Genomic DNA, 16,972 nt, shown 5'->3' on the forward strand with positions numbered 1-16,972 from the left:
AGGAGGTGGTCGCGGGCCGATCGATGGTGGAGAGCCGGTCAGCGCGTCGCGCGGGAGCGGCTCACGTGCGTCAGAGGGTCTGCGCGAACGGGTCGAAGTCGACCGGTACCGCGGGCACCGGCGCCGACAGCGTGCTGCCGACCGCGACGAATTCACCGCTCTCGGCCGACTCCTGCGCCGAGAGCATGACGTCCAGCACGTGGAAGCCGAGCTCGCCCGTGGCCACGTGCGGACGGTCCTCGGCGATGGCGCGGACCATGTCGAGCAGCCCGAGACCGCGGCCGACGACCGTGCCCTCCTGCTCGACCTCGGTCCACTCCTGCTCGCCCCAGGCGCCGTCGGCGATCGAGGTCGGGGCCTTCACGAACGCCGTCCGGCCCTCGAACTGGTTCGGGTCGGGGATCACGAGGGACCCCTCCGTGCCGTGGATCTCGAAGACGCCGTGGCGCTCGAGCGCCGAGTCGAAGCTCAGCAGGCTCGACGCCTGCTGGCCCGCGGCGAACGAAGTCAGCACCTGCAGCGACGTGGGCACCTCGACGGGGAACGTCGTGCCGGCGTCGGGACCGGAGCGGATGATGCGCTCCTCGAGCTTCTTGCGCCCGAGGGCCGCCACCCGCTCGACCGGTCCGAAGAGGCTGACGAGGCCGGTGAAGTAGTACGGACCCATGTCGAGCAGCGGGCCGGCGCCCTGGGCGAAGAGGAACGCCGGGCTCGGGTGCCAGAGGTCCGGTCCGACGGTCTGGAACGTGGTGGAGGCGAACATCGGCTCGCCGATGACGCCCTGGGCGATCGCGCGCTTCGCGGTCTGGAAGCCCGGGCCCAGGACGGTGTCCGGCGCGGAGCCGATCCGGAGGCCCTTCTCCGCGGCGTCCTGCAGCAGCTGCGCGGCGGCGGCCCGGTCGAGGCCGAGCGGCTTCTCGCTCCAGACGTGCTTGCCGGCGGCGATCGCGGCGGCCGAGACCTCGATGTGGGCGGCGGGGATCGTCAGATTGACGACGACCTGCACATCGAGGTGCGCGAGGACGTCCTCGGCCGAGCCCCACGCGGGGATGCCGTGCTTCTCGGCCTGGCTCTTCGCCCGGTCGAGGATCAGGTCGCCGACGACGAGCACCTCGACGTCCGGGAACGAGGCCAGGTTCTCGAGGTACGTGTCGCTGATGACTCCGACGCCGATGACGCCGATGCCGATGGGGCCGCTCATGCCGCGTACCCGCCCTTCACGAGGAAGTCGTAGCTCGCCTGGATGTCCGCGAACACGTCGCCGGGGGCGTTGTCGTACTCGATGACGGCGTACTCGATCGACCCTTCGCCCGCCTTCAGCGCCTCGACGAGCGGCACGTCGCCCTCGCCGGGGCGGCGCTGGTCGAGGGTGTCCGAGCCGAACGCGGCGGCGCCCGGAGCGAACGGGTTCTCGGCCGGAGCGACGCCGTCCTTGACGTGCACGGCGACCAGGCGCGAGCCCAGCGTCGAGACCAGCGCGGCGACGTCCTGGCCGCCGGTCAGCGCCCAGAACAGGTCGAGCTCGATCTCGACGCGCTCGTCGGTGATGGAGATGAAGCGCTCGTACGCGGTCTGCCCGTCGAAGGAGGCGATGAACTCCTGCGCGTGGTTGTGGTAGCCGACCTTCAGGCCGAAGGTGGCGGCGATCTCGGCGGCCGTGTTCAGGCGGTCGGCGATGTCGGCGACGCCGTCCTCGGTCAGCCAGCGCTCGACCGGGACGAAGGGATCGATGACGGTCCGGATGCCGATCTGCGCGGCCGCCTCGAAGACGACCTCGGGCGCGGGCGTCGGGATCGATCCGTCCGGGGTCCACAGCTCGTCCGAGAGCAGCGGGGCGTGCCCGGTCGGAGAGGCGAGACCGCTCGCGTCGAGGGCGGCGCGGATCTCGGCGGGGCGGCCCACGAAGTCGAACGCCTCGACGTTCCGGAGGCCGATGGCCGCGAGCTTGTCGAGCGACCCGTGCGGGTCCTCGGAGAACTGCTCGGCCAGCGTGTACAGCTGGACGGAAGCCAGGGGAAGGGTCATGGTCTCTATCGCTTTCGTTCGGAGGGTGGAGCAGCTGGAGAGGGAGGGCCGGTCGTCGCGTGCGTCCCGGGTGCGGCGGTCGTCGCGCACCGGGTGCGGATCGATGTCGTCCTTCCCGGTCTACCGCACTTTCTTGATCGGGAAGATGACGATCGCTCCGATGACCGCCGCGATCGCGCAGACGGAGAACCAGAGGGCGTAGTTGTTGCCGGTCGGATCGCTCACGTAGACCAGGATCCCGCCGACCAGCGGAGCGAGCGTCTGCGGCAGGGCGTTGGCGATGTTGAACACGCCGAGGTCCTTCCCGGAGTCGTCCGGGTTGGGCAGCACGTCGACGACGAGCGCCAGGTCGACGCCCACGTAGATGCCGTAGGCGAGGCCCAGCATCGCCTCGAGGACGTAGAAGGCGCCGACGTCCTGCACGAAGATCAGGGCGAACGTGCCGATCGCGAACAGGGCCGTCGAGCTCCAGACGAACACCTTGCGGCGCCCGATCCGGTCGGACAGCCAGCCGGCGAAGTAGCTGGCCGCGATGAGCGCCACGGTGTAGATGAGCACGCTGGTGGTGATGACCGCGGGGATGTCCCTCTCCTCGACTCCGATGTGGTTGAGGAGGTAGAAGAAGCGGAAGGTCGTGAAGCCGAAGCTCGCGAAGGTGATCAGGAAGCGCGACCACCAGGCCAGCGCGTAGTCGGGGTTCTTCACCGGGCTGACCCAGAAGGTCTCGGCCCAGTCGCGCAGGGTCGCCCTCGGCGGGGCGACGGGCAGCCGCTTGTCGGGCAGCACGACGGCGAAGACGACCATCACGACGATTGCCAGGATCGACGGCGCCACGAACATGACGAGCAGCTGGTCGACGAAGGCCTGCGCCACGTAGGTGCCGCCGAGGATGCCGACGTTCTGCGCGATGCCGAGCGCGGCGGTGACCTTGCCGCGCTGGAACCGGGGCACCTGGTCGGCGATCGTGGCGATGAAGGGCGCGAGCGTCATGTTCGCGCCGAGCTGCGCGAGCGACCAGCCGATCGTCGCGACGAGCAGCGTCGGAGCGAGCGCCATGATGGCGAACGCGGCGGTCATGATGACCGTGCCGGTCACGATCCAGACGCGGCGCCGCCCGAGGCGGCTGGTCGTGCGGTCCGAGAGCCGGCCGAAGACGACGTTGGCGATGGTCGCGAACAGGGCGCCGAACCCGCCGAGCACCGCGGCCGCTCCGGTGGCGCCGTCCTGCGCGATCTCGCCCGCGTCGACGAGCGACTGGATCTTCAGGCCGATGCCGACGATCGCCGGCCCGAGCAGGGCGATGAAGAAGACGAGCTGCGCGGCGAGCAGCCAGAAGACGTAGCCCTTCTTCGCAGGCTCCGTCGGTTCGGGGAACCAGGCGTGGTTCCGCACTGTCGCCGTGGACGTCGTCATGCCCGAGGGCATTCCCGCCGCGGATCCGCTGGAAGTGGTCATGTCCGGTTCCTCTCACCGTCGAGTGCCGACGCCGCGGAGGATCAGGATGCAAAACCTAGCAGCGTGCGGTTTTGAGTATCCCGGGCCGAGGGCTCGTTCGCAAGAGGACGCCGAGAGAGGAACGCGGCCTTCCCCGGGCCGATGGGGGTGCGGATGCGACGACGGCGATCGTGAGGACCGTCGGCTCAGGCCTCCGTGCTGCGCGGAAGGCTCCCCGACCGAGCGGTCACGCCGGGATCCTCCCGCAGCGGGGCTCGCGCCGACGACGGTCGGAGCCGACCCGGCTCCGACTCGACCGCCGGACCCGGATCCGCTGCTCCCGCCGCGATCAGCGGCCCGCGAGCGACCCTCCGATCCCGCCGACGGAGAAGTACCGGTTGAGGAAGGCGAACATGATCACCGGCGGCAGCATCATCACGACGGCGACGGCCATGACGGATCCCCAGTCGGTCGCGTTCTGCTGGAAGAAGGACTGCACGCCCATCGGCAGAGTGAAGGTGTCCGTCGAGCGCAGGAAGACGATCGCCACGAGGTAGTCGTTCCAGGCGAGCAAGAACGTGAAGATCGCGGTCGAGAGAATCCCGGGGAGGGAGTTGCGCAGGACGACGCGGATGAAGCCGCCGAAGACCGAGGCGCCGTCGATCCAGGCCGCTTCCTCGAGCGACATAGGGATGGTGTCGAAGTAGGCCGCCATCATCCACGTGGCGACCGACATCGCGGATCCGACGTAGATGATCGTGATGCCGACGAGGTTGTCGACCAGGCCGAAGTTCGCGAACAGGATGAACAGCGGCACCACCGAGGTGATGACCGGCAGCGACTGCACGACGAACAGCAGCAGCGAGTAGCCGGAGACGAGCTTGCTGCGCCCGCGCGAGAGCACGTAGCCGGCGGGAGCCGCGACTGCGACCGAGATCAGCACCGAGGCCAGCGTCACGGCGACCGAGTTCCCCAGCCAGGTGAGGGTGGCGGTCGTGGTGAAGACGTAGGTGAAGTTCTCGAGGGTGAAGCCGGTTCCGCTCGAGTAGGTTCCCGGTCGGACGGAGAGGATGAGCGTCACGATGATCGGGATGAGGATGATCGCGGTGACGACGAGCAGCAGCGCGAAGCGCCCCACTTGCCGCGGTCACCTTGCGCAACGGCGGCCTTCTGCCGGCGTGCGGGCGACGGCGCTGCGCGCACGTTCTCGTGCAGGATCGACGTGCTCATTCGATGGCCGACTTTCTGATCTGGCGGTAGAGGACGACGGAGACGATGACGAGGGTGATCGTCATGAGGAAGGCGATCGCGACCCCGGGTCCTGTCTGGAAGTCCTGGAAGACCCTCCGGTACGCGAGGACGACGAGCGAGGTCGTCGCGTCGACCGGGCCACCGCCGGTGAGCAGGTAGATGGTCGGGAAGTCGTTGACGCAGAAGATCGTCATGAGGATCCAGGAGATGTACGTCGACCGGGCGATCAGCGGAAGCGTCATCAGCCGGAACTGCTGCCACTTCGAGGCACCGTCCATCCCCGATGCCTCGTAGACGTTCCCGTCCACAGCCGCCAGCGACGCGGACGTCATCAGCATCATGAACGGGAACGACACCCACACCTTGAAGACGCACACCATCACCGCCGCGAGTGCGGGATCGGCGAGGAAGAGGGGCGTCCCCCAGCCGAGTGCCCGGAAGATCGCGGGGACCGGGGAGTCCGGCGTCGCGACCAGGTAGTTCCAGGCGGTCGCCGAGACGACCACCGGGATGATCCAGGGGAGCAGGAGCAGGACCTTGAAAGTGCCGGCGCCTGGGACCCGCGTCCGCAGCAGGAGCGCGAGGGCCAGCCCGATGACCCACGACCCGAAGACGCCGACCACGGTGAAGACCAGCGTGAAGCCGGCCGCCTTCCAGAACGAGGGCGCCTGGAGCACGTCGGTGAAGTTCGCGAGGCCGACGAAGTCCCCCGTGGCGATCAGGGAGCCGTTGTGCACGGACTGGATCCCGGCGTAGACCACGGGGTAGGCGTTGATCAGCAGGAGCAGGAACACCGACGGTGCGACCAGGAGTACCAGGGTCAGCGCTCCGCGGGAGCGGCGGCGCCGCGGGCGGAGGGGCTGGGAGGCCCCCGCCCGCTCGCGCCGACGCCGGTCGCCGCTCGTTTGAGCGATGACGTGATGCTGGTGGAGGTCATCGTGCTCGCCTACAGCTCGCCGAGCGAGGCACCCAGTGCTTCGAGGGCGACCTGCGGGTCGGTCTGTCCGGCGAGCATGGTCTGCGCGAAGGCGCGCAGACCCTGGCCGCCGTCGATGGACGCGAGTCGCGCGTCGACGAACGAGGACCGGGCGGCGTAGGTCTTGGCGACCGGCTGCCAGTCGTTGATGATCTTCGTCTTCTCGGTGTCCGCCTGGAACTCCGGGAGAGCGGTGAGCGACTTGAGGATGGGCAGGTTCGACTGGAGGTTCTGCTGGAACAGCGGCGTCATGTTCTTGATCCAGTAGGTGAGGAACTCCTCCGATCCCTCCTGGGAGGGGGTGTTCGCGTACATCATCAGGTTGTTCACGAACTGGAGCGTGCCCTGCTCGCCGCTGGGCGAGGCCATCGGCTCGGCGACGACCACGTCGGCGTTCGTGTCGCCGAGGGTCGCGTTCAGCCCCGGGGTGTTGATGCCCATCGCGATCGTGCCGTTCGCCCACTGCGCGGTCAGGTTGTCGGTCGAGTAGCTCGGCGAAGCGGGGTCGATGATGCCCTCCAGCGAGAGCTGGCGGACGAACTCCATCGCCTGGATGTTGCGCTCGTTCACGACGTCGAGCTCGCCGTCGGGGTTGTAGAGACCACCGCCGTTGTTGATCATCATCACGAGCATGCTGTGCAGGCCGATGTTGTTGTTCGCGCCCGCTCCGCTGCCGAAGGCGTAGTGGCCCTGCGCCTTGAGCGCCTGGGCGACGGTGAAGTACTCGTCCCACGTCGTCGGGACGGTGAGGCCGTTCTCGTCGAAGATGCGCTTGTTGTACCACCAGACGCGCATGTCGAGAGCGGAGGGGATCGCCGCGTAGCCGTCGGGGGTGTTGAGACTCTCGACGGTCCCGGGGAGGAAGTCGTCGTAGGTGCCGTCGGCCTTGAACTTCTCGAGCAGATCGTCGGCGTAGGCGATCGCACCCTGCTCGGCGAACTGGAACGCCTGGAAGCCGCCGCCCGTGGACACTGCCGGGCCGGTCCTGGACGCGATGGCCGACGAGAACGTCTGCGAGAAGTTCGACCACTGGATCACCTGGTACTCGGCGGCGGGAGAGAACCGCTCGGAGCGTAGGACTCGGTGAGTCGCTGAGCGGCCGTGCTGTACTCCGCCGGCCCCCAGGGCATGTCCCAGAACTTCAGGGCATCGGAGGACGAGCTCCCGCCGCCGGACGAGCACGCAGCGAGGGTCGCGAGGGCCGCAGCGCCTCCGGCGACCCCGAGGAAGCCGCGGCGCGAGAAGGCCGAGCTCTGGAAGATGTGTGTTTGCGTCATTGCAATGTCTCCTTGAGTGAGGGGTCGGTGGAAGGCGCGGGGGGCGCGGGTCGGAGCTGGAGCGAGGCGACGACGCGCAGATCCGCCGCGAAGTCCTCGAGGTCACTGGAGGACCCCGCCGTCCGCACGAGATCGACCAGACGGCGCCAGCTAGACCGGTGGGAGGTCTCGTAGCGAGTCGGGAGCACGGTCTGGCCGGTCGGAGTCGTGATCGTCGCCCGGAGCGGCCGAGCCGCCTCGGGCGAGGGGATGCGGGCGTCGACGATCGCGTCGGCACCGACGGCTCGGAGGGAGGCGGATCCTGGGACGGCGTCGGTCACGGTGCAGGTGAGGAGGACGGCGCGACCTGTGCGCAGGCGGCCCCGGACGGTGTATCCGTGCGAGGTGCTGAGCAGGACGACGGCGGACTCGAGCGGCGCGTGCGCGGTGCGGACGAGGGCGAGCTGCTCGAGCAGGGCGTGTCGGAGAGCCGTAGCGGGGGGCACGACGACGCGGGCCTCGAGGAGGGCGCGTGCGTCGAAGCCGATCAGAGCGGACCTGACCTGATGGACACCGGGGTTCCCGGCGAGAGGACGGTCGAGCACGACCGGGAGATCGAGAGCGAGCAGCGGACGGACGTCCTCCGCGACGGGATCGACGACCAGCACGCCTCGAGCGCCGACGTCGCGAGCTCGGAGGACCTCGGCGGTCCATCCCGATGAGCCGTCCACCGCGATCAGGTCCACAGCTCCGCGGCCGAAGGCCAGCGAGACCGGGAGGGACGCGACGACGGCCTCGACCGCTCCCGTCTGGCGCGCAGCACCAGCGGCGGTGAGAGACAGGGCGGTCATACGAGGATCCCCTCCCCCGCCCGGACGCGATCGCCGGCACGGCGAGCGATCTCCAGAGCGAAGCGGAGGTCGTCGATCAACGCGTCCAGCGCGATCCGAGGCGGGGCGCCGTCCACCGCGAGCGCGATCTCGCGCCACTCGCCTTCATAGCCGTTGTGATCAGCGGGAAGGAAGGTCTGCACGACGCCGCCCCGCACGACGGAGGCGGTCCCCGAGCCTGCCTGGACATAGGAGGGAGTGAACTCGATCTCAGCGATCGTGTCGTCGCCGATCGCGGTCAGACGCCAGTCGAGGGCCCAGTTGTCGCTCATCAGCGCATGCAGCTCGATCTGCACCTCGCCTGCCGTCAGCACGATGAGGTAGCCGAACGGCTCCAGCAGCTCGGCCGAGTGCACCGCGATGTCGTCCCAGCCGGGGCCGACCAGTGCGCGGATCAGCGGGAGATCGTGGATCGCGAGACCCATCACCCCGCCCACGAGGTCCTCAGCCGCCTCCTCGGGAGTCCGGATCGAGCCGCCTCCCCCGTTTCGGGTCGGCCTTCCACCTCGGTGGCGACGTCCTCGAAGCGCGGGTTCGGCGGCAGGACGATCGACGATCGGAGGGTGTGCACGTCACCTACGGCGAGGCGGTCCGACACCGCGAGCCACGCGGGATCGTAGGCGTGCATCGCGCCGACCAGGATCGGCACGCCCGTCTCCGCGCTCACGGCGGCGATCCGCTCCGCCTCCTCGCTCGTCATTGCGAACGGCTTCTCGCAGAGGACCGCCTTCTTCCCGGCGCGGCACGCGGCGATCACCTGCTGGGCGTGGAACCGATGCGGGGAGCAGATGGCCACGACCTCGACCGCGGGGTCGGACAGGAGCTGCTCCACGTCGGTCGTCCAGGCCGCGCCCACTCGAGGACGCCACGGCGCGGGCGACCTCGGCGCTCACGTCCATGACGCGCACCACCCGGAAGGTCTCGGTGAGGCGCGCGAGCGCCGGGAGGTGGATCGCCTGCGTGACGGGGCCGGCGCCGAGGATCCCGACGCCGATCACGTGCGGACTCCGTCGACGCGTTCGAGCCCGACGCACGGGCTCGGCGACGGCGCGAGGTCGCTCCTGGGTCTCGGCATCGGTTCTCCTCGTCGTCGAGCGCGCCGGTCGAAAGTTGATCGACCGGTCACGTTTCATGAAACATACATCTGCGTTCAGGTTTAAGCAACGACCGAATACACTGACTGCGGAGGCAGCCGATGACATCGCGTGAGGACCGGGGAACGAAGCCGAGAGGGCCCTACAAGAACGGGCTCAGACGCCGCCGCGAGATCGTCGAAGCGGCGACGGTGGTCTTCGGGCAGTACGGCTACCACGGCGGATCCCTGCGCACCATCGCCGAGATGGTGGGGACGACCCCGGCGACCCTGGTGAGCTACTTCACGAGCAAGGAGCTGCTCCTGGTCGCGGTGCTCGAGAACTGGAACGTCGTCAGCTCGCAGTCCGAGGGCGAGCGAGGGCTCGACTACTTCCGGGCGAACATCCCGCTCATGCGGTACCACGTGGCGCATCCCGGCCTGATCCAGCTGTTCCTCACGATGTCCACCGAGGCGACGCAGGAGGACCACCCGGCACGGCCCTTCATGCGCGCACGCCAGCAGCGCACCCACCGCGTCATGACCGGCGAGCTCCAGCGCCTCGTGGACGACGGGACGGTGGGTCCGCTCTCCCCGGTCTCATCGAACGCGAGGTCAGGCTGATGATCGGCGTGCTCGACGGCGTCGAGCTCGGCTGGCTCGTCGATCCGGGGATCGACCTCGAAGGCGTCGTCCGCCACCACATCGACGGGGCCATCGCACGGTGGAGCGGTCGCTCCTGGACGACGTGCGCGACGAGACCGACGCCTACCTGGCAGCGAGAGCTGCGCGGAGCCGGTCCGAGACGGCCGAGGTCCAGGTCGGCTGAGCCCCTCCCGACAGCGGGCCACGGCCTCCTCGGCGCCCCGTCCGCTGCGCTCGGCGCCGCGACCGGGCCGGCGGACGGCGGGCACCGCGCAGTCCTACTCCGCGACCTCGACCGTGAACACCACGTCGTCGGGCAGACTCCGGTGCACCGACAGGTCGGACGTCACCTCGCCCATGAGCGTCAGCGTCGGCACCGAGCTCGTCTCCTCGTAGATGATCGTGAGGCTGTCGGCCGGGTTGTAGTAGACGATGTCGCCCGGCTGGACGTCGGTGAAGAACGGGCCGGTCTCGGTGAGGGGCGCGTCGAGCTCGGTGATGTACTCGATGCCGAGGTTGCGGAACCAGGGCAGCTGCGCGGGGAGCATCGCGAGGAGGTCCTGTGAGACCCGGCTGTCGTTCAGCACAGCCGTGACGACCTCGTCCCCCGCGGTCAGGGTGATCGCGGTCGACCCCGCAGGAGCGTCGGCAGCGGGAGTCGTCGCAGCGGAAGCGGGCTCGGTGGGCGTCGTCGCGTCGGGAGTCGTCGCGCCCGGGCTGGTCGCGGTGGTCGGAGTGGACAGGATGCCGGCCCCCTCGTCCGTCGATCCGGTCGAGCAGGCGGAGAGCAGGGCGACGACTGCGGTCGCGGCGAGGACGGCGGTGATTCTTCTCATGCCACCAGTCGATCCGCACCGCCGGATCCCAGCCAGTCCCGCCCGTGAGGTGCCCCGGCGGGACCCTGCTGCGGGGGTTAACGGGAGGGACCCCCTCCCGGCCGCCCTGGCGCGTAGCGTCGCTGCCATGGACAGCCACGCCGAGATCAGCGAGTTCCTCACGTCCAGACGCGCCAGGCTCACGCCCGAGGCGGCGGGGCTCCCCGACTTCGGCGGGCGCCGGCGCGTGCCCGGCCTGCGCCGCGAGGAGGTGGCGCTGCTCGCCGGGATGAGCTCGGAGTACTACAAACGCCTCGAACGCGGCAATGCCGCAGGGGTCTCCGAGTCGGTCCTCCAGGGCATCAGCCGGGCCCTGCAGCTGACCGAGGCCGAGCACGAGCACCTCCTCGATCTGGTGCGCGCGGCGAACTCGATCGCGCACCCGATGCAGCGCCGGGCGGCACCGCGGACCACCCGCGTCCGCTCCTCCGTCCAGCAGATGGTCGACGCGATGTCGACCGTGCCGGTCTACGTGCAGAACGGACGGCTGGACTGCGTCCTGACGAACCGGCTCGGCCGCGCGGTGTTCTCGGAGATGTTCGCCGACCAGCAGGCGCCGATGAACGCGGCGCGCTTCGGCTTCCTCGACCCGCGTGCCGAGACGTTCTACCGCGACCTCGCCGACTCGCGACGGCAGTCCGTCGCACTCCTGCGCCGCGAAGCCGGGCGGGACCCCTCCGACCGGCGGCTCACCGCGCTGATCGGCGAGCTCTCGACCCGCAGCGAGACCTTCCGCGGCATCTGGTCCGCACACGACGTCAAGGAGCACCGGACGGGCGTGAAGCGCCTACACCACCCGCTGGTCGGCGACCTGGACCTCGCGTTCGAGTCGATGGACCTCGCCTCGGAGCGCGGCCTGCAGATGATCGTGTTCTCGGCGGCGCCCGGGAGCGCGTCGCACGACGCGCTCACCCTGCTCGGCAGCTGGGCCGGAGAGAGCGATCCCGTCGGCCTCGCCGACACCGCCGCCGGATCGAGCAGAGCGGCGCTCTGATCCGACGGCGGGCGTCTCACGCCGTCTCGGGGAAGTACCCGCCCGCCGGGCCGCGGACGGCGCTCGCGATCAGCTCGGCCGCGCGCTCCTCGACACCGGGACGACCGGCGCCGCGAGGAGCCAGGCGAGCAGCTCGTCGAACGGCAGCGTCTCCGCCGGCCAGGCCGGCATGTACGGGTCGCAGTAGATCGGGGTCCCGGGCTCGCTGCGCCAGCTCTCCGCGAGACCGCCGGTGTCGAGCGCGTCGTAGCCGAGGGCATCGAGGATCTCCGTGGCCCGCGCCTTCGCTGCGGCGTCCTCCCCGCGATCGGCAGGGTGCTGCGCTCGGGATCTCCCGCTGCGCGAGCTCCGTTGCCGAGGCTCGCGAAGGTGATGCTGTTGAACGCCTTCACGACGGAGGAGTCGGCCAGGTGCGCCTGGACGAGCTCGCTGGCCGTCGACTCCCGGCCGTCCAGCGCGGCGATCCGGCCGTCGCGCTGCGGGTAGTAGTTCGTGGTGTCCAGCACGATCCTGCCGGCGAGGGCGTCGGCGGGCAGGTCGGTGTGCGCGATGAGCGGGATCGCCGCGATCACCACGTCGGCCTGCTCCGCCGTCTCCCGCACGGTGGCCGCGCGAGCGCGGGGCCCGAGCTGCTCGACGAGTGCGGCGAGGCTCTCGGGCCCGCGGGAGTTGCTGAGGACGACGTCCAGGCCGGCGGAGATCGCGAGACGCGCGAGCGTGCCGCCGATCGCTCCGGAGCCGATGATGCCGAGGGTGTGCTCATGGTGGTGTCCTTCGTGATGCGGGTCGTCGTGCGGAGTCGCCGGATCAGGCGTCGTGCGAGAGCGACTCGGAGAGCTCCCGGTGCGCGTCGATCTGCTGCTGGACCAGGGCCTGCTTCTGCTCGATCGACGCCGCCGCGTCGCTCCCGCGACGAAGCGCAGGGGGAGGTCGCCGGAGTCGGAGAGGGTCACGATCGCGCGCCAGCTTCGCGGGGTCGCCGGGCTGCTGCCCGTTCATGCCGGAGAAGGCGGCGAGGGTCTGCTCGGTCGCCTCCGCGTAGTCGTCGATCGCGATCTCGGGGTGGATCGTCGAGGACCCCTCCACGAGCAGGTCGGTCCGGAAGAAGCCGGGCACGACGGACATCGTCGAGACGCCGAACTGCGCGACCTCGGGCTGGAGGGACTCCATCCAGCCCTCGAGCGCGAACTTGGAGGCGGCGTACGCCGAGGTGAACCCGCCCCCGACCAGGCCGGCGGTCGAGGTGACCGTGATGATCCGCCCCGACCGCTGTGCGCGGAGGAGGGGCAGGACGGCGCGGGTGACCGAGAGGGCTCCGAAGAAGTTCGTCTCGAACTGCGCGCGCATCTGGGTGTCGCTGAGGGTCTCGAAGAAGCCGGCGTAGAAGTTGCCCGCGTTGTTGACGAGCACGTCCACGCGGCCGAAGCGCTCGACGGCCGCCGCGACGGCCTTCTCGGCGGCGGCGGGATCGGTGATGTCGAGGGCGACTGCGAGGAGGTTCTCGTGCTCGCCGATCGCGGTGCGCACGCGGTCGGCGTCGCGACCGGTCGCGACCACCTCGTGCCCTGCGGCGAGGGCGGCGCGGGCGAGATCGACGCCCAGTCCTCGTCCTGCTCCGGTGATGAACCAGACGTTCGTGTCAGCCATGCTCGTGTGTCCTTCCGTGCGGGCCCGACCGGGGGTCGGCCGGGCGCTGAGGCCAGTCAACGAGGGGCGCGACGGGTCGAGACAGACCCGCTCGTGAGGGTCACCAGCAGGGTCCCCCTGGAACCGACGCCCTGCCGTAGCGTCAGGGCATGGACGCCGCCGCCGAGATCCGCGAGTTCCTCACCACGAGGCGCGCCCGACTGACGCCGGCGCAGGCCGGCCTCCCCGATTACGGCGGTCGGCGGCGCGTTCCCGGGCTGCGCCGCGAGGAGGTCGCCCTCCTCGCGGGGATGAGCGTCGAGTACTACGTCCGCTTCGAGCGCGGGAACGCGCTCGGCGTCTCCGTCGAGATCCTCGACGGGATCGCCCGGGCGCTGCAGCTCGACGCCGCCGAGCGACGGCACCTCGACGACCTCGTGCGGGCCGCGACGGAGGGGCCCGATCGTCCCGGCGCCGCGCACCGGCGCACGAGCAGCGGGTCGGACCCGGTGTGCAGCGGCTCCTCGACGCGATGACGGGGGTTCCGGCACTGGTGCAGAACGGGCGGATGGACGTCGTCGCGATCAACGCGCTGGGGCGCGCGCTGTTCACGGGGCTGGACGCCCGACCGGGCCGGCCGGCGAACTTCGCGCGATTCCTGTTCCTGGACCTCCGGGCGCGCGACTTCTACCGCGACTGGGACGACTCCGCCAGGCAGATCGTCTCGCTGCTGCGCGCCGAGAGCGGCCGCTCCCCGCGGGACGGCGTCCTGGTCGCGCTGATCGAGGAGCTCCGGGCCGAGAGCGTCGAATTCGGCGGCCTCTGGGCACAGCACGACGTCGACGAGCACGGCACAGGGGCGAAGCGCCTGCGCCACCCGGATGTCGGCGACCTCGACCTCGGCTACGAGGCGCTGCAGCTCACCGGGGATCCGGGCCTGCTGCTCCTGGGCTGGACCGCCGAGCCCGGCAGCGCCTCGGACGACGCTCTGCGGCTCCTCGGCAGCCTGACGGCGACCAGCGCCTCCGCCAGCCGCTGACCCCTCACACGCTCGCTCCCCTCCCTCCGCGTGCGGGCGACCGCGTCCCGCCGAGTCAGAGCGGCTCGCCCGGCGCCGGGGCCGCGGCCCAGCTCGCCAGCAGCCGCAGGCTCTCGGCCGACCGCGAGCCCGGGGCGGCGGAGTAGGCGGCGAGGAGCAGCCCGCGAGCGCTCGTGAGCTCCAGCACCTCACGGTCGAGGTCGAGGTCGCCCACCACCGCGTGGCGCAGCAGCGTCGGCCCTGCGGCGTGCTCGCCGACCTCGCGGGAGGCCCAGAGCCGGCGGAAGCACTCGCTGCGCGTCGAGAGCTCGCCGACCAGGTCGGTCAGCGAGCGGTCGAACGGACGCCGGTCGGCCTCCGCCCGCAGCAGAGCGGCGCACTGCCGCGCGATCCGGTCCCGGTCGCGGAAGAAGACCGGGGCGCGCTCGTCGAGGAAGACGAAGCGTCCGAGATTCGGCCCGGGGCGCTCGAGGGCGGCCGAGAACAGGGCGGCCCCCAGGGCGTTGGTGCCGACCACGTCCAGGCGTCCGTTCTGCACGAGCGCGGGCACGTCGCCCATCGCGTCGAGCAGCTGCTGCACCAGCGGCCGCAGACCGACGGGTCGGGGTGCCGCTCGACGACGCCGGGGCGGCTCGCCCCCGTTGGCGGTGCGGACCAGCTCGAAGAGCCGGTCCCGATCCGGGTCGTCCAGCTGCAGCGCCCGGCAGAGTCCGTCCAGGACGTCCTCCGAGACCCGCCCGACGCGGCCCCGTTCGAGGCGGAGGTAGTACTCGACGCTCAGGCCGGCGAGGAGGGCGACCTCCTCGCGGCGCAGACCGAGGACCCGCCGTCGACCGCCGAAGTCCGGCAGTCCCGCCTGCTCCGGCGAGAGCCGGGTGCGGCGCGAGACCAGGAAGTCCCTGATCTGGATCGGAGTGTCCATGCCGTCGACCGTACGGGCGCCCCGGACGGTCAGAGGGGCCCCGCTGGTGACCCTTCCGGCAGGGACTCCCACCTTCTCGAGCGCCCGGCGGAGAGTGGAGGCGGTCGGCAGGAGCCGGCCCCGTCCCGGCCCGCTCCCCGCACGCCGGCACCGACAGGAAGGACTCACCCATGACCTCCACCCTCACCGGAACCGTCGCCGTCGTCACCGGCGCCTCCAGCGGAATCGGCCGCGCCACCGCCCGCGCACTCGCCGCGGAGGGCGCCTCGGTCGCCGTCCTGGCCCGGAGGAAGGACCGCCTCGACGAGCTCGTCGCCGAGATCGAGGGCCTGGGCGGCACCGCGCTCGCCCTCCCGGCAGACATCGCCGACCGCGCGCAGGTCGACGCCGCGATCGCGACCGTCGTCGAGCGCTTCGGCCGCCTCGACGTGCTCGTCAACAACGCCGGCCTCATGCTGCTGGGCCCCGTCGCCGGCACCGACGTCGAGGAGTGGGAGCGGATGATCGCGATCAACCAGCTCGGCCTGCTCTACACGACGAAGGCGGCCCTCCCCCACCTCCTGGCGGCTGCCGAGGACGACCTGCGCGGTGTCGCGGACATCGTCAACATCTCCTCCATCGCCGGGCGACAGGCCTGGGCCGACTTCGCCGCGTACTCCATGACGAAGTTCGGCGTGTCCGGCTTCAGCGAGGCGCTGCGCCAGGAGGTCACGAAGAAGAACGTGCGCGTCGGACTGCTGCAGCCCGGTGCCGTGGCGACCGAGCTGGTCGCGCAGAACAGCGATCAGATCCAGGAGCAGCTCGCCGCCTCCGACGCGGAGGCGATCCCGGAGCGGCTCCAGCCCGAGGACATCGCCGAGAGCATCCTCTACATGGTCACCCGGAACCGCCGCTCCTCCATCGCCGAGCTGTGGGCCATGCCCACCTCGCAGGCCTGACCTCGAACGGACCCGACAGCATGAAGAACGCACACCTCGGAGGCCTCCGCGTCTCCCGCATCGGCCTCGGCGCCATGACCATGGCCGGCACCTACACGACCGGCGGCGGCCTCGACGACGGCGAGTCGATCCGGACGATCCACCGCGCCCTCGACCTCGGCGTCACCCACATCGACACCGCCGAGATCTACGGACCGTTCCACAGCGAGGAGCTGGTGGGCCGCGCCCTCCGCGGCCGCCGCGACAACGTCGTCGTCGCCACCAAGTTCGGACTCGTCTCGCACTCCGGCGGCGGCCCCGGCACCATCGACAGCAGCGCCGCCAACGTCCGCGCAGCCGTCGAGGGATCCCTCCGGCGCCTGGGCACGGACCACATCGACCTCTACTACCAGCACCGGGTCGACCGCAGCACGCCGATCGAGGAGACCGCGGGAGCCGTCGCCGCGCTGATCGCCGAGGGCAAGGTGCTGCACTTCGGCCTCTCGGAGGCCTCGCCCGAGACGATCCGCCGCGCGCACGCCGTGCAGCCCGTCTCGGCGCTGCAGACCGAGTACTCGCTGTGGACCCGGGACGTGGAGGACGAGATCCTGCCGCTGCTGCGCGAGCTGGGCATCGGCTTCGTCCCCTACTCGCCGCTGGGCCACGGGCTGCTCACCGGGCAGCTGCGCTCGGCCGCCGACCTCCCCGACGGCGACTGGAGGAAGTCCAACCCGCGCTTCACCGGCGAGAACTTCGAGCGCAACCTCGCGCTGGCCGACGAGGTCAGGGCCATCGGAGCCGAGATCGGCGCGACTCCCGCTCGGACGGCGCTCGCCTGGATCCTCACCCGCGGCGACGACATCGCACCGATCCCGGGCACCCGTCGGGTCGCTCGCGTCGAGGAGAACACCGCGGCCGACGCGGTCGAGCTCACTCCGGAGCAGATCACCCGCCTCGAGGAGCTCGAGCCCGCCGCGGGCGCCCGTCACGACGATGCCAACATGGCCTCGATCGACGGCTGAGCGCACGGCCTCCCGCAGACGACGAAGG

General features: G+C 70.8%; 20 protein-coding genes and 1 pseudogene. 6 read left to right on the forward strand and 15 right to left on the reverse strand.

Annotated features, from left to right (window positions below):
- Nucleotides 1-70: 70 nt before the first annotated feature.
- From AC0CII_RS12450 to AC0CII_RS12500, 11 genes are all read right to left on the reverse strand, one after another.
- Nucleotides 71-1,201 carry a Gfo/Idh/MocA family protein gene (locus AC0CII_RS12450; protein ID WP_465229607.1) on the reverse strand — a complete coding sequence of 377 codons (1,131 nt, stop codon included), beginning with the start codon at nucleotides 1,199-1,201 and terminating at the stop codon, nucleotides 71-73.
- Nucleotides 1,198-2,025, reverse strand: coding sequence for a sugar phosphate isomerase/epimerase family protein (locus AC0CII_RS12455; protein ID WP_465227533.1), 828 nt, complete (start codon nucleotides 2,023-2,025; stop codon nucleotides 1,198-1,200). Before AC0CII_RS12455 ends, AC0CII_RS12450 begins: the two co-directional genes overlap by 4 nt.
- A 120-nt stretch (nucleotides 2,026-2,145) precedes the next feature.
- Nucleotides 2,146-3,480: an MFS transporter gene (locus AC0CII_RS12460; RefSeq protein WP_465227532.1), complete on the reverse strand. Its 1,335-nt coding sequence runs from the start codon at nucleotides 3,478-3,480 to the stop codon at nucleotides 2,146-2,148.
- A gap of 328 nt (nucleotides 3,481-3,808) precedes the next feature.
- A complete protein-coding gene (locus AC0CII_RS12465; RefSeq protein ID WP_465229608.1) occupies nucleotides 3,809-4,597 on the reverse strand; it encodes a carbohydrate ABC transporter permease in 789 nt (262 codons plus the stop codon).
- Nucleotides 4,537-4,689, reverse strand: coding sequence for a hypothetical protein (locus tag AC0CII_RS12470; protein WP_465229609.1), 153 nt, complete (start codon nucleotides 4,687-4,689; stop codon nucleotides 4,537-4,539). The genes AC0CII_RS12465 and AC0CII_RS12470 overlap by 61 nt, the downstream gene beginning before the upstream one ends.
- The gene (locus AC0CII_RS12475) at nucleotides 4,686-5,504 is read right to left on the reverse strand and encodes a carbohydrate ABC transporter permease (protein ID WP_465227530.1); all 819 of its coding nucleotides are present in this window, start codon (nucleotides 5,502-5,504) and stop codon (nucleotides 4,686-4,688) included. Before AC0CII_RS12475 ends, AC0CII_RS12470 begins: the two co-directional genes overlap by 4 nt.
- A 152-nt stretch (nucleotides 5,505-5,656) precedes the next feature.
- Complete coding sequence (locus tag AC0CII_RS12480; RefSeq protein ID WP_465229610.1) at nucleotides 5,657-6,724, reverse strand: ABC transporter substrate-binding protein; 1,068 nt, start codon at nucleotides 6,722-6,724, stop codon at nucleotides 5,657-5,659.
- A complete protein-coding gene (locus AC0CII_RS12485) occupies nucleotides 6,721-6,963 on the reverse strand; it encodes a hypothetical protein (protein ID WP_465229611.1) in 243 nt (80 codons plus the stop codon). The genes AC0CII_RS12480 and AC0CII_RS12485 overlap by 4 nt, the downstream gene beginning before the upstream one ends.
- Nucleotides 6,960-7,793: a hypothetical protein gene (locus AC0CII_RS12490; protein ID WP_465227528.1), complete on the reverse strand. Its 834-nt coding sequence runs from the start codon at nucleotides 7,791-7,793 to the stop codon at nucleotides 6,960-6,962. Before AC0CII_RS12490 ends, AC0CII_RS12485 begins: the two co-directional genes overlap by 4 nt.
- A complete protein-coding gene (locus AC0CII_RS12495; RefSeq protein WP_465229612.1) occupies nucleotides 7,790-8,269 on the reverse strand; it encodes a hypothetical protein in 480 nt (159 codons plus the stop codon). The genes AC0CII_RS12490 and AC0CII_RS12495 overlap by 4 nt, the downstream gene beginning before the upstream one ends.
- Complete coding sequence (locus AC0CII_RS12500; RefSeq protein WP_465229613.1) at nucleotides 8,257-8,664, reverse strand: Gfo/Idh/MocA family protein; 408 nt, start codon at nucleotides 8,662-8,664, stop codon at nucleotides 8,257-8,259. Before AC0CII_RS12500 ends, AC0CII_RS12495 begins: the two co-directional genes overlap by 13 nt.
- A 363-nt stretch (nucleotides 8,665-9,027) precedes the next feature.
- On the opposite strand from AC0CII_RS12500, the gene AC0CII_RS12505 reads away from it, so the two are divergent.
- Nucleotides 9,028-9,528, forward strand: a complete 501-nt coding sequence (locus AC0CII_RS12505; protein WP_465229614.1) for a TetR/AcrR family transcriptional regulator — start codon at nucleotides 9,028-9,030, stop codon at nucleotides 9,526-9,528.
- Nucleotides 9,529-9,827: 299 nt separating this feature from the next.
- On the opposite strand, the gene AC0CII_RS12510 is transcribed toward AC0CII_RS12505, so the two are convergent.
- Nucleotides 9,828-10,385, reverse strand: a complete 558-nt coding sequence (locus AC0CII_RS12510; protein WP_465227525.1) for a cyclophilin-like fold protein — start codon at nucleotides 10,383-10,385, stop codon at nucleotides 9,828-9,830.
- Between the two features lie 127 nt (nucleotides 10,386-10,512).
- Here AC0CII_RS12510 and AC0CII_RS12515 point away from each other — a divergent pair, with 127 nt between their 5' ends.
- Nucleotides 10,513-11,418: a helix-turn-helix domain-containing protein gene (locus AC0CII_RS12515; protein WP_465227524.1), complete on the forward strand. Its 906-nt coding sequence runs from the start codon at nucleotides 10,513-10,515 to the stop codon at nucleotides 11,416-11,418.
- Nucleotides 11,419-11,936: 518 nt separating this feature from the next.
- On the opposite strand, the pseudogene AC0CII_RS12520 reads toward AC0CII_RS12515, so the two are convergent.
- Both AC0CII_RS12520 and AC0CII_RS12525 read right to left on the reverse strand, forming a co-directional pair.
- A pseudogene (locus tag AC0CII_RS12520) lies at nucleotides 11,937-12,341 on the reverse strand (NAD(P)-binding domain-containing protein); the annotation flags it as partial.
- Complete coding sequence (locus tag AC0CII_RS12525; RefSeq protein ID WP_465229615.1) at nucleotides 12,226-13,065, reverse strand: SDR family NAD(P)-dependent oxidoreductase; 840 nt, start codon at nucleotides 13,063-13,065, stop codon at nucleotides 12,226-12,228. The gene AC0CII_RS12525 and the pseudogene AC0CII_RS12520, both read right to left, overlap by 116 nt.
- 149 nt (nucleotides 13,066-13,214) lie before the next feature.
- Here AC0CII_RS12525 and AC0CII_RS12530 point away from each other — a divergent pair, with 149 nt between their 5' ends.
- Nucleotides 13,215-13,580 carry a helix-turn-helix domain-containing protein gene (locus AC0CII_RS12530; RefSeq protein WP_465229616.1) on the forward strand — a complete coding sequence of 122 codons (366 nt, stop codon included), beginning with the start codon at nucleotides 13,215-13,217 and terminating at the stop codon, nucleotides 13,578-13,580.
- Complete coding sequence (locus tag AC0CII_RS12535; protein ID WP_465229617.1) at nucleotides 13,556-14,083, forward strand: MmyB family transcriptional regulator; 528 nt, start codon at nucleotides 13,556-13,558, stop codon at nucleotides 14,081-14,083. Before AC0CII_RS12530 ends, AC0CII_RS12535 begins: the two co-directional genes overlap by 25 nt.
- Nucleotides 14,084-14,138: 55 nt before the next feature.
- On the opposite strand, the gene AC0CII_RS12540 is transcribed toward AC0CII_RS12535, so the two are convergent.
- On the reverse strand, nucleotides 14,139-15,005 hold the full coding sequence (locus AC0CII_RS12540; protein ID WP_465229618.1) for a helix-turn-helix transcriptional regulator: 867 nt from the start codon (nucleotides 15,003-15,005) through the stop codon (nucleotides 14,139-14,141).
- A 170-nt stretch (nucleotides 15,006-15,175) separates the two neighbouring features.
- On the opposite strand from AC0CII_RS12540, the gene AC0CII_RS12545 reads away from it, so the two are divergent.
- Both AC0CII_RS12545 and AC0CII_RS12550 read left to right on the forward strand, forming a co-directional pair.
- Complete coding sequence (locus AC0CII_RS12545; protein WP_207407200.1) at nucleotides 15,176-15,943, forward strand: SDR family oxidoreductase; 768 nt, start codon at nucleotides 15,176-15,178, stop codon at nucleotides 15,941-15,943.
- Between the two features lie 20 nt (nucleotides 15,944-15,963).
- Nucleotides 15,964-16,944 carry an aldo/keto reductase gene (locus AC0CII_RS12550; protein ID WP_465229619.1) on the forward strand — a complete coding sequence of 327 codons (981 nt, stop codon included), beginning with the start codon at nucleotides 15,964-15,966 and terminating at the stop codon, nucleotides 16,942-16,944.
- Nucleotides 16,945-16,972: the final 28 nt, after the last annotated feature.

It is taken from the genome of Rathayibacter sp. AC182 (genome assembly GCF_979253875.1).

What these genes read in the sequence shown, in the direction of transcription:
- AC0CII_RS12505 (WP_465229614.1), top strand. Translation starts at nt 9,028, where the DNA reads ATGACATCGCGTGAGGACCGGGGAACGAAGCCGAGAGGGCCCTACAAG.
- AC0CII_RS12550 (WP_465229619.1), top strand. Translation starts at nt 15,964, where the DNA reads ATGAAGAACGCACACCTCGGAGGCCTCCGCGTCTCCCGCATCGGCCTC.
- AC0CII_RS12530 (WP_465229616.1), top strand. Translation starts at nt 13,215, where the DNA reads ATGGACGCCGCCGCCGAGATCCGCGAGTTCCTCACCACGAGGCGCGCC.
- AC0CII_RS12515 (WP_465227524.1), top strand. Translation starts at nt 10,513, where the DNA reads ATGGACAGCCACGCCGAGATCAGCGAGTTCCTCACGTCCAGACGCGCC.
- AC0CII_RS12525 (WP_465229615.1), bottom strand. Translation starts at nt 13,065, where the DNA reads ATGGCTGACACGAACGTCTGGTTCATCACCGGAGCAGGACGAGGACTG.
- AC0CII_RS12540 (WP_465229618.1), bottom strand. Translation starts at nt 15,005, where the DNA reads ATGGACACTCCGATCCAGATCAGGGACTTCCTGGTCTCGCGCCGCACC.
- AC0CII_RS12455 (WP_465227533.1), bottom strand. Translation starts at nt 2,025, where the DNA reads ATGACCCTTCCCCTGGCTTCCGTCCAGCTGTACACGCTGGCCGAGCAG.
- AC0CII_RS12490 (WP_465227528.1), bottom strand. Translation starts at nt 7,793, where the DNA reads ATGACCGCCCTGTCTCTCACCGCCGCTGGTGCTGCGCGCCAGACGGGA.
- AC0CII_RS12545 (WP_207407200.1), top strand. Translation starts at nt 15,176, where the DNA reads ATGACCTCCACCCTCACCGGAACCGTCGCCGTCGTCACCGGCGCCTCC.
- AC0CII_RS12510 (WP_465227525.1), bottom strand. Translation starts at nt 10,385, where the DNA reads ATGAGAAGAATCACCGCCGTCCTCGCCGCGACCGCAGTCGTCGCCCTG.
- AC0CII_RS12460 (WP_465227532.1), bottom strand. Translation starts at nt 3,480, where the DNA reads ATGACCACTTCCAGCGGATCCGCGGCGGGAATGCCCTCGGGCATGACG.
- AC0CII_RS12470 (WP_465229609.1), bottom strand. Translation starts at nt 4,689, where the DNA reads ATGAGCACGTCGATCCTGCACGAGAACGTGCGCGCAGCGCCGTCGCCC.
- AC0CII_RS12450 (WP_465229607.1), bottom strand. Translation starts at nt 1,201, where the DNA reads ATGAGCGGCCCCATCGGCATCGGCGTCATCGGCGTCGGAGTCATCAGC.
- AC0CII_RS12485 (WP_465229611.1), bottom strand. Translation starts at nt 6,963, where the DNA reads ATGACGCAAACACACATCTTCCAGAGCTCGGCCTTCTCGCGCCGCGGC.